Raw genomic sequence first — 12701 nt, 5'->3', positions numbered from 1 at the left:
CAAGGTGTGCCGCACTTTTGATGTGTGGCACACCTAACATACCTTTTTACCATGAAACTCGTGACTTTGATTAGTTGCCTGCTCACATTGCAGGCCGCAGCTCAGAACTATGTGCCCGTTTTTGCCGTATCGCCGCAACGCCCTTTGCCTGGCAGCACCGTTAGCATTACCTATAAGGATAAAGGCACCATGCTGGAAGGCCGAAAGAACATCAGGGGAATTGTTTATTATTTTTCGCAATGGAAATGGCATGCCGATGATATGCCCATGACATGGAAAGACACTGCCTGGGCAGGCAATTATCGTTTACCGAAAGGCTGTGCATTTATCACCTGTATATTTCAGGCCGATTCGCTTATTGACAGAGGCGGTAAGCTAACATACAGCTGGCTGTTGTGCGATTCAACCGGCAAACAAATACCCAGCGCTTATTATGCATGGGGCACCTTGCGCAGCAGAACTTTCAGACAGAACCAACCTTTTCAGGTTGACACCACAGCGTTTATCGAAGATGAAGTAACACGTATGTGGTTGCGTAACGAGGCCACTTACTTTCCTGAAAGCAAACCCTACTTCTTCAAAAAGGCATTGACCTTGTATAAAAGAACAAGCAATGACAGCGCCGTTGAATTGAACATCAGGAAAGAAGTGAGCAATATTCTCAACATGCCTAATTTACCAGAACAGGCATGGATAGATGCAGCAGATGTATATTCCACCATACTGAACGACAAAAGCGCCGCCGATAGCATTCAAAAGCTTATTCTGCAAAAATTCCCCAAGGGCATTTCTGCAAGAGATAAAGCGATGCTCACTCTTAACCGGGAGACCGACCAGTCGAAGAAAATAAAAGATTTCGACCAGTTTATCCTTGACTTTCCGCCCGCTGCCTTTGAAGGCGTAGATACTGATATTACCAACCTGTGGTATAATAAATTATTTCGTGCAGCAGTATATATGCCCATTATTAAAGACAGTAACTACAGTAATTTCTTTAAGTATATGCCTGTAGTACCAACCATTGAACTTAGCACCTGGTACCATCATATGGTAGAGATACCGCATGAAAAGAAAAATATGCCATTAACAACGCTGATGCTTTTGTCTGATGCGCTTATAAAAGAGATCATGAGCCGCCCGCCCAATGGCGTTTACAGCGCCTCACAATGGAAAGAGGTGAGCATCCGCATGAATTACATAAACTATTTCATTCATGCAGAATTGTTGTTTGAAAGCAAACAACCTAAAAAAGCGTTGGAATTTGCCAGCCTGGCAAACCCTATATACAATTTCAAAAAAGGTGAGTTTAACGAACTGTATGTACGGTTACTTTTTGCCAATGGCAGAAAACAGGAAGCGATGTCCTACATACTGAAAGCAGCCAATGAAAATGCCCTTACTCCCTACATGCTCGATGTGTTGAAAAAAGATTACATAGCTAAAAAGAATAAAAAAGGCGAAGGGTTTGAAGCCTGGATAGAATCGCTGAAATCGAAAGACAAGATAGCCGCCGATGAAGAAGAGCTGAAACAAAACCTGGTAAGCCTGCCTATGGCTAACTTTCAATTGGAAAGCAGCAAAGGCGGTACTGTGAGCCTGGAAGGTTTAAAAGGAAAGATAGTGATCATTGACTTTTGGGCCACCTGGTGCGGCCCCTGTAAAGCAGCCATGCCTGGTATGCAAATGGCAGTAAATAAATACAAGGCCGATACCAATGTGGCATTCTATTTTATTGCCACCCAGGAAACAACGGCTGATTATAAAGAACAGATCAAAAAATTTCTGGCCGAAAAGAAATACAACTTCGAAGTATTATACGATGGCTACAATGCCGAAAGTAAACATCTTGATATAGCTTATGCCCGTTGTGCTAAAGACTACCACAGCTCAGGCATTCCTATGAAACTGATCATCGATCAGCAGGGAAAACTTCGCTGGGTGAACAACGGGTACAAAGGCAGCCCAAGCGCCCTGGCCGATGAAATTTCATATATAATCGAAACCCTTAAGAAAGAAGAGAAGTCTGAACCCAAAACAGGAGCTGTGAATACCACAGCTCCTTATTCAAGCGAAACAGTTTTTTTTTGCCCCGCCGATAGTAGTATCCGGTTTGCAGGCACACTAACAAAACCAACAGCACAAAAAATAACCAAAGCCATTGTGCTGGTATCGGGTACCGGCAAACAAGACCGTGATGGCACTATGGCCGGTCATAAATTCTTTGCCGTTATTGCCGATCATTTAACCCGCCAGGGAATTGCTGTTTTACGGGTAGACGACAGGGGGACTGGTGAAACCACCGGCAAATATGAAGATGCTACCACTGCCGATTTCGCAAATGACGCTTTATGCGCTCTTTCTTATCTGGAAAACAGACAAGACCTAAAAGGAATTCCCGTAGGATTACTGGGGCACAGTGAAGGTGGCGCCGCCATTGCCATAGCTGCTGCAAAATCAAATAAAGTAAAATTCATTATCAGTCTTTCGGGGCTGGCCACCAAGGGCCTCGATGCACTGCTTGAACAAAACAGGCAATTGGTTGCTGTAGCCAATATTCCGCAACACGATAAAGACCGATATAACGACATTAACGAAAGAATGTTTAACATCGCCTTTCAATATGCCAATGATACGGCTATGGAAACAAAGCTGAACACTACCTATGCCGACTGGAAGAAAAAAGATGATAAACTGGTAGACAGTCTGAAGATCCAATACGATCATTTCCGTTTTCCTATATATTCGTACGTACGGCAGGCCACGGGCAAATGGTACCGTTATCATATTCAGTTTGACCCTGCCCAATATATTTCTAAAATACATGTGCCCATACTATCTATTTATGGCGAAAAAGATATTATGCTGAACGCGCGTAACAATACACAGAACTGGGAGAAATATACTGCTGCCGCTCATAACAAAAACATCACTACAAAAATATTCCCTGGTATTAACCACTTACTGCAACATTGCAAAACCTGTACTACTACAGAATACGCACAGCTTACAGAAACTATTGATCCGGCTGTTTTAGAGGAGATAACAAGCTGGCTGAAAAGGATCTGATAAAAAAAGTCCCAACCCGGAGAACCGGGTCGGGACGCTGTGCAGAGCGTCAAGCTCGCATCATGATCACATCTAGGGCGTTATTCAAAGAGTTAGTGCTGTACCATAAACCTGATTGTTTGTATTTTTCCATCGTCCCCTACTCCATGCAGTGTGTATACGCCGTTTGCAACCGTTGCCAGGTTTACATCAACGTCATTCACACCAGGGATCGAAGAAGTGGTGAATCGCTTTACCGTTTTACCGGCTGCATCCAGTACCGACCAGCTTATTTTCATTGTTCGCGGACTGCTTATTCGCAGTTTGGCGCTGCTGCCTGTAACCAGCGTTGGCAATAACTGAACACTAAATTCATGCACCGCCTGTTTTAACATTCCCTGGTTGGCTAGTACTATATTTCCTAATAAAGTGGTTGATAATGTAACCAGGCGCGCCGCCGATGTTCCTGTTGGCGTAACACCGCCTGCAGGTGAAATGAGCGCCCAGGTTGCTCCATTGTAAGCGCCGGCATCCATAATGGCAGATGGTACACAACCGGGGTTGGCATCGGCATCAGCGTACTGCAACGTGATGCTTACAGGCGCTGCAGGAACAGCAGTGGTTGTTACATTCCAGGTGCGGTTGATGGCCTTGTTGTCGTCGATAACGTTAGCTATTAAACCTTCCTTCACCCGAACGGTATAGGTCATACCCTGCCCGTTTGCAATAGTAACCGGGTTATATCCAGCGGCCGAATGACCAACCGGCACTGTGATAGTGGTTACATTGGTGGCAATAACTGAACCTGTGCCATTGGTGATGATGTGGCTAGCTGTACTCCCACTTGCAGCGTTTTGCAGGTAGAGATCAAAAGAGCCAAGTGTTATATTTCCATTCATTAATGTAAGTGTATTGCCTATAGATAAATTACCATTTAGTGTAACACCACCTGCCCCATTCATAATGGCATTACCAACAGACATAGCTGCAATGGTTTGGTTGGTGGCGCCACGGAAGGCGATAGTACCCGACGTTGCATTAAGTGTACCATCATTTACAAAATCCCCATACAGATTTAATGTACCGTTGGCATTGATTGTAAGTGTAGCTCCTTTGCCGATAGTAATTGTATTAGCATTGGCAACACCACCGATCACCGGGCTGAAAGGCGTACCGGCATTTATGCTAACATTAGTGGTTGCTACTGGTACTCCACCACACCAGTTGGCAGCCGTATTCCAATCGCTGCTTACCTGACCAACCCAGTTGTTTGAAGACTGAACCGATAAGTTTGCCACATTTGAAACCACAATACCGCACGGATTGGTAATTACCACATCGTACTGACCAGCATCGGCCCCAACAGCATTTGCAATTGAATAAGTAGCACCGGTAGCATTGGCAATGTTCACGCCATTTTTTCTCCATTGATAAGTAAGCGCCGAACCGGTAGCATTAATACTAAATGTAACAGCGCTGCCCATACATACACCCTGGCCCTGCGGTTGCGCAGCAATGGCTATTCTGTCATTAACCGTAGCCACTACCGCCGTACGGGCGCTTTGGCAACTGCCTTCCACAGCCATTACATAATAAGTGGTTGTATCGTTAATAGACGGCGTTGTATAGCCTGAACCAATACCAATAGGTGTAGTTGAAGTAGCATCGGCATACCAGTACAGCGAAGCGCCGGGTGTACCTGTAGCCTGTAAGTTTACCACGCCAGCACTACAACGGGTAGCCGGCGATGTTGCCGTAATAGCCGGACTACTGATAACCACTTTTACAGCTGGGGTATACAACGTGTCGCTTACACAGCCGGCCGCCAAACGGTAATACAAGGTTTGCGTAGCCGCTGTTGTCGAAAATGGCGTTGTAGTGGCATTGGTGATATTTGTATATGTAGCAGAATCGGTGCTTTGTTGCCATTGAAGATCAGAGAACCCATTACCTCCCGTCATGGAAAGCACAGGCGCCCCGTTAAAGCAATAACTGGTTTGCGAAGCGCTGATGGTCCCAGGTGTTAAGGCTACTTTAGTGCGGGTAACTATAGCCATAGCATCATTAGATACTTTTACATCACCGGTCACTGTTGTTTTGGCTGCAAAAATATAGGTACCAGCCGCGCTCATATCAACAGAATCAGTTACTCCGGCCAATTTAACGTCCATAGTTGCGCCGGCGGCAAGTGTACCTGTGTTTATTGTTGAAATAATATTTGCCGTAGCAGCGCCGGTAACATTAACCGTCACCGTCATGGGGTTTACCGCAAAGTCCAAAGGCACAGAACTGTTATTTCGCACTTTAATAGCAACTACTTCTTTACCATAACAGCCTTTGCCGGCAACAGGAGTTTCCAATGAAACGGCCTGCATATCTATACCATTCGATTGCGTGAATTCATCGGCGCCCACATCAGGTGTAAGCAGGTCGCGGGTTTCGCCTTCAATATCATCTGTTACCAGGGCAACCGGTACACCGGCTGCATTGGCAGGCGAAGCTGCCGAAGTAATAATATGAAGGTCAACCGTAGCCGCAGAGCCGGTAGCGTCAACAAACAAAGGATCAACTACCAAACTGGTGCTATCCTTGCCCAGTATCCATTTGCTGGTATATGTTGCGGCGAAAGGCGTACCGGTTGTTCCATTGGTAGAAACAAATTTCCCGCCGGTTCCACCATAGCCATAGATATTATGCTCAATAGTAAAATTTAACTGATTATCGAACCACAACGAGTAATGCGTACCACCCGTTGTTGTTGCATTCGAACGGTTATTGATGAAAATATTGTTACGTACATCGTCGGCACCCGTAGTGGTTTCTTTACGGAAGGCAGACGTATTCTTTACTGTATTGCCCACACCGGTACCGCCAATGTAAACACTGTTGTACACGATGTTACCATTAAGGCCCGATCCTTTCATAATACCATCTATACGAATGGCATTGGTAAGCGAAGTGCCATCGGGACGAATACCCAGGCGTACCATGTTATTATACACATCTACCTTGCCCTGGTTTATTTCAATACCACGCATATTGGCATTTGTATTGGCAGTAGTTACATCAAAGCTATGCACCTTGTTTCTTGCAACGGTATTGGTAACTGCGGTAGAATTATTACCCCAGAAGAAGACACCTTCTATATAAACCCCGGCTGTTGCTGCACCAGATACCAGGCTATGAACGGTATTACCAACTACCCTAACAGGGTTGGCAGTTGAAGCGCCCATATAAATACCCAATACAGCCGAGCTACCGCTACCAAACGTATAGGTAGAAGCGCTGTACAGGTTACGCACTGTATTGTCCGAAACAGTTGTCACTATTGAACTGGCCGACCCGATATTGATACCCGCTGTTTGACAGGCACTGGAATTGGCACCGGCATTATTGGTAAGATTAGCAATCGTGTTATTCGTAATAGCAAATGTACCCGCACCCCCAGAGATATTAATACCCCTTACAAAAATGGGGGTGGTTGTGGATGTATTCACCGCATTGATACTATTGGCCGTTGTTAAACTACCAATAAGGTTACCATCGATATTTACTATACCAACCTGGTTATCGAAAATACCCGAGAAGTTATTTCCGGCGCCTGCCAATGTAATGCCACCCGCTATATTCTGTTTTAAATTGATCACAGAAGTTGCACCACCACTATTGGAGATAAAATACGGAATGGTGTGCGAACCGCTGCCGCCCGAAATTGTAATGGCGCCGGTTGCGGTAGCAGAACCCACTGTATTTGCGGTTACGGTACCAATATTTACATTACCATTTGAATTGGTAACTGCTATACCATGGAACACATCGTTGGCTGTTGTAACCGTACTGTTAATAGAAATATTGGTGATCGTATTACCCTGTACCGAACTTGCCATAACCGGTAAACCTTCGGCCACCTCAAGCCTGATACCATCGAAGTAATTACCAAAGGATGTTAATGTATAAGCAGTACCCGCACAAGCCGGGGCAGAACCGCCAACGTAGTTATCTGTAACGGTGAAGCCATTACCTATACTGCCTACATTTATGTTTGTTGCTATCCAGACACCACGGTTAAACCCATTCGCAGTATAAGCACGTGTGCCGGTTTGAAAGAAGCTGTTACCCTTAATAACCCAGCCACTTGCACCCTGAACAACTTCTATACCAGCTGAGTTGTTACCTGCCAGAAAGAAATCGTAGATATTACAATTAGAGACGGTGTCATTGTTATTGAAATTGCTGTTAGCGCCCGTATTATTGGCGCCCAGTGAATACACGCCAATAGAAGGAACGTCTGCATTGGTGCCGCTTGAGTGAATGTTACAATGATCGATGGTATTGTTATCGTTACCATTTGCGCCATTGTTACCAAAATACACCACCCCGGCCATTTGGGTTGGCTTGTCGCCCCCAACAGCATTCATGCCCTGCAGATCGCAATACATAACTTTATTGAAAGAAGCCTGGTTATCGAAACGGATAGCCGCCCCAATAGCGCTTGTATTAACAATGTTCAAATTGGTTGCATTAAGGCTGCCTGCAGCAGTTACTCCAATTGTTGAACCTACGCCACCGGGTCTTCCATCGATAGTAACATAAGTACCACCGCTAAAGTCAATGGCAGGCACGGGGTACGGGCAAGTAATAACCAGTCCGTTTGCATTGGCTGCCGGGCGAATAAGTACTGTGTTCACCGGGCTCAAACATGCATTTGAACCAATGGTTATAGGCCAGGTTTCTGCAGTGCTTACATAATCACTTTGCAATTCTACAATTACCGCACCGCTGATACCGCCATTGAGGGATGCGAGGGCAGCAGTTAATGTTTTATAAGCAGCATTAGGGCCAACGGTAATAAGTCCGCTGGGACCACTACAGCCGCCTGTTGCTTTGGAAGCAGTTATACCTGCGCTGTATTTAATAGCACTAATACAAGCGTTATTATAAGCATATACATAGTAATCATAAGTTGTACTGGCCAATAAACCGGCGCTGTTAAAGTTGGTAGCAGAACCGGATGCCACCACTGTACCTGTGCCCAGTGAAGTACCTAACTGGTAAGTAATACCATCAACAGGGGCAACAGGTGTTGCACCAGCGGGGTAACGAACTACGAGGTAACCGTTGGCGCCACCCGGTGATGCAGTGAATGAACCATTGATCTGAGTTGCTGAAATAGTAGTGAGCACCAACCCTGCAGGTGTATTGGGTGTAGTACAATTTGCAGGCGGCGCTACAAAATTACCGGCATCGGCCCCAATATCAACAGGGGTTAAACCACTGCGGGTATCGCCGTCATAATCGTCGGTAATTGACGCAATAGCCGTACCTGTACCTTCCGCTACCGATGTACCTGTTGTATTTATATGCAGGTTAATTGCTGACAGGTTACCGGTAGGATTAATGAAATTAGGATCGCCGGTAACACTGTTTATATCGCCACTGAGCCAGCCGGCAGTCGGTGAACCGCCATTGAGATAATTACTCACTTCAGTAGTACCGCTATAAGCAAACTTACCACCGGTGCCACTATACTGGTACACGTTATAATTAACAGCAGCGCCTGCATTGGAACCAGCAAAGGAAATACTGAAATGTTTACCACCACCAGTTGCATTTGAACGAGTGTTGGAAAAAATATTATTTCGAATATCGTGTGTGCCCGATGTAGTAATGCGGGTAAAAGCATATGAGTTAGCCACATTGGAGCCTACGCCAGTTCCACCAACATATACGCTGTTATGATAAAAACCGTTATTGGCAGTTGTATTCACAACAATACCATTAATACCAAGCGCTGTGACGAGCGAAGCGCCATCGGGCTTTATACCCAAGCGCACCATATTATTGCTGTAAACAGCAGAACCGCCACCGATGTAGATACCGTTCAATACCGCGCCGGTATTGGCGGTATTGGCGTCAAAACTATGAATGAAGTTTTTGGCTATGATATTACTTACAGCTGTTGATCCTGTAACATACAACCCGGTTACGCTTACAGCGGCAACAGTACTTGTAGTTGCCACCAGCGAATCGATGCTATTTCCGGTTATAAAAGTACCGGCAGCATTGGTGCTGGCGCTGGCAATACCAATAATGGCGCTGGAGCCGGCGGTAGCCGTGCTCTGCGTGGCATTCGCCAGGTTGGCAATTGTGTTATTGGTTATACCACCACTCAAATTGGCGGTAGTAGAAGTAATATTGATACCTACCACCTGCGATGTAGCAGTGCCCGTAGTGGCATAGTTACAGGTAAGGTTTTTAATGATATTATTCGCAATAGTCAAAACAGCCGCCGCAGTTGTAACCTGAATACCATTTATAAACCGGCCGGTTGTTGTGCCGTTGTTCGAAGCCGTAATATTGGCAATGGTATTATTGCTGAAATTACCCGTAATAGCAGCATTGGTGAATATACCCGAGAAGTAATTGCCCGCAGCGGTGAGCAGCACATTACCAATGAAATTGTTTTTAACAGTTGCATTGTAGGTACCCGTTAAAAAGATCATATGACTGGCAATGGAACCGGTGGCATTGATGGTAATTCCGCCATCGGTAGTACCATTTATACCGTTTACCGAGCCAATGGTATTACCGGTAATAGTACCCACTTCTACATTGCCTGTACCATTTACAACCGCAATGGCATGCATGGCATCGGTAGTAGTTGTAGCCGTGCTTGTATTAATACTGATATTGGTGATCATATTACCCTGTACCGAAGAAGCAGCCTGTGGTGTAGCGGCATCAGCCACTTCAAGCCTGATGCCTTCAAAAAAGCCAGCGGAGCCAGCGGCCATAGTATATGGAGCGCCGCCACAATTGGGCGCACTACCACCTATAAAGTTAGACACAATGATAAACCCATTCCCTATTTCACCGGCACTGGATGTGCGGAAAGGAGCGATCCAGATGGCCCGGTTGAAAGCATTGGAAGTAGTGACCGAAATGGCTTCCGTTTGAAAGAAACTGTTGGCAGCGATCGTAAAACCCGTATTACCCAGGTTCACTTCAAGGCCAGCGGCATTACCGGCATTGAAATAATCGTAAATATTACAACCAATCACCGCATTGCGATCGTTGAACTGGGGCACGTATGAAGCCGTAGCGCTTGAGTTATCGTACCCCAGCGAATAAATACCAATGGTAGGTTTTGTAGAACCGGCGCCTGTAGAGTGGATATTACAATGATCAAAAGTATTATTATCGTTTCCATTGGCCCCATTATTACCTATATACACCACACCAGCAATGCCTGTGGGCTGATTGGCTGCAGTAGTGTTCTGCCCCTGCAGGTCGCAATATTTTATTGTATTATTAGAAGCACCATAGTCGAGCCTGAGCGCAGTGCCCGCCACATTGGTGTTGATGATATTCAGATTAGTTGTATTAGTTGTACCGGCAGCAGTAACCGCAATAACAGCGCCCGTTCCACCGGGGCGGCCATCGATGGTTACATAATTAGCGCCAGAAAGATCAATAGTAGGGCCAACAGCCGAACTGGTAATAACCAATCCGTTGGCACCTGCTTCGGGACGTATAGTTAACGTACGGGTTGCATTCAAACATGCATTGGTAGCAATAACAAGAGGGAATGTTTCGGCGCTACTGGTATAAGTACTTTGCAATTCAAGTATCACTGAGCCGCTCACACCACTTTGCAAAGCAGCCAGCGCTGCCGTTAATGTAGGATAGGTTCCGGTTGGGCCCACGGGAATAATGCCACTGGGGCCCGTACAGGTATTTGTTGTTTGTGTTGCAGTTAATGGCGCTGTAGTATTATAAACAGGGCCAATACAACCGGTATTATTATAGCCATATACATAATAGTCATAAGCCGTGCCACCGGTAAGGCCGGTTGAAGAAAACGACGTAGCCGAATTTATTTGTATTACTGTACCTGTTCCCAGCGTTGACCCAACAGTGTAAGTAGTACCATTTACCGGGTTAACAGGTGTAGCCCCCGCAGGATAACGAACAACCAGGTAAGCATTTGCAGCAGGTGATGAAGCTATAAATGTACCAGTGATCTGGCTGGTAGAGGCAGCCGTAAGCACCAGCGAGGCTGGTTGTGCAGCAGGCGGTACACAGGAATTCATGGCACTTACCGCCATGACCTGTGTAATACCTCTTGAGCTTGTGCGGGTAAAAGTAACGGAAGAAATAAGTTTTGTATAGTTAGGCCCATTCACGGGAACGGCTACCTGGTATATGCGTGGATTATTAGCGCCGCCGCCATTATCCAGTACCTGACCGTTTCCATTCACACGCCCTATACCCCGTATGGCGAATGAAGTACCATCGTACCAGTCGGGCACATTGATGCCGGTAACGGTTTGTGTTGTTCCATCGGCAAAATTCAGGGTTACATTAATAGTAGCCGCCGAGCCGCCAGAAGTGGCCAGCAGGTAAACGATAGCGGCCGTACGGGGAGTAACAAATGTCAATGTTCCGGTTTTACCAATGGTATCGAGGCGCAGTGAGTTATTCACCGATGCATCAGCCATTTGAAAAGAGACCAAAGCGGAGGCCGCACTAATAAAAGAGCCGGAGTTTGGCAGATAATTAGCAGGGGTACCAAACGCAGTAAAGCTTTGGTTCAGGAAGTAATAACCACCACTATCAACATCGGCAGTAACAGAGCCGGCGAATGTAGGGCCATTGGCTATTACATCGGCAGTAAAACCGGTAACGGGAACCGTTGTTACCGTTTGTGCCGTACCGGTAAGCGATAACAACATCAGTGCGATACCCACATAAACCTTCCGGATCATTGACGCAGAATTTCTCATAATTCAATATTGTGAATGTTAAATCAATTGGCAATTAAATCAATTGGCAACCGGCAATTTGCAATTGGCAAGGGTGGCTGAACTTTGAGCTTTGCCTATTGTCCATTGCCTATTGTCTATTGTCTATTGCCTATTGCCTATTGTCTATTGCCCATTGTCTATTGTCTATTGCCTATTGTCTATTGCCTATTTGTTAATAAGGGGCCGCCCCGGAAGAGGCAACCCGATTTACATTTTATGAAACAATCGGGAAGTTATCCCCGACTGTTGCAGCCAGGGAAAGACTAGTCTTTCAACCCGAGATAAGCTTTCACCGCATTATAATCATCCCAGTTAACTGTAGAAGTACGGGCAGAAACACCGCCAGGAATAATTACATAACGATATTGAAAAATCTTTTCATTTGTGTTTGGATCGGTGCGTGAGCTTACATTGTAAGTTGACTCCAAAAAGATACTACCTGACTGAATGATCGGGAAGATCAGGAAATCCTTCAAACGGAAGATCAAACCATTATCGGCATAAGGTAAAGCAACAATAGTTGGAGCAGCAGGCGTATTGATATTCCAATACACTTTAACCTCACCTTTTTGCACAATACTATCAACGATCTTGGGAGCTTCGATAACACCTTCAAAAGAGGTATCAACAGCGTTGAATGTAACATCTATCCAGGGCGAATAAATAACATTGGCGCTTCCATTTTTACCGGTAGCACCTGTAGCGCCGGTAGCACCTTTTTCACCAGCATCGCCTTTTTCACCAGCAGGGCCGGTATCGCCTTTCTTACACGCAGTAAACAGTAAAGCAGCAGTAAACACTAATACATAAGAGCTCCTCAGGAACATGTGTTTCATAATTGAATTTTTG

General features: G+C 45.6%; 3 protein-coding genes. 1 reads left to right on the top strand and 2 read right to left on the bottom strand.

Annotated elements, in window-relative coordinates; genetic code table 11:
* The first annotated feature begins 51 nt into the window (after nt 1-51).
* Nucleotides 52-3066 carry an alpha/beta fold hydrolase gene (locus GGD38_RS24265; protein ID WP_375301548.1) on the top strand — a complete coding sequence of 1005 codons (3015 nt, stop codon included), beginning with the start codon at nt 52-54 and terminating at the stop codon, nt 3064-3066.
* Between the two features lie 92 nt (nt 3067-3158).
* Here the strand turns inward: GGD38_RS24265 and GGD38_RS24260 are convergent, their stop codons facing one another.
* Together GGD38_RS24260 and GGD38_RS24255 are read right to left on the bottom strand one after the other, a co-directional pair.
* Complete coding sequence (locus tag GGD38_RS24260) at nt 3159-11813, bottom strand: hypothetical protein (protein WP_375301549.1); 8655 nt, start codon at nt 11811-11813, stop codon at nt 3159-3161.
* A gap of 302 nt (nt 11814-12115) precedes the next feature.
* Nucleotides 12116-12688 carry a hypothetical protein gene (locus GGD38_RS24255; RefSeq protein ID WP_375301550.1) on the bottom strand — a complete coding sequence of 191 codons (573 nt, stop codon included), beginning with the start codon at nt 12686-12688 and terminating at the stop codon, nt 12116-12118.
* Nucleotides 12689-12701: the final 13 nt, after the last annotated feature.

This window comes from Niastella sp. OAS944, from assembly GCA_024809215.1.
Lineage (GTDB): Bacteria > Bacteroidota > Bacteroidia > Chitinophagales > Chitinophagaceae > Niastella.
Note: the sequence above shows the minus strand (reverse complement) of the source record. Positions and strands in the feature narration are given on the sequence as shown.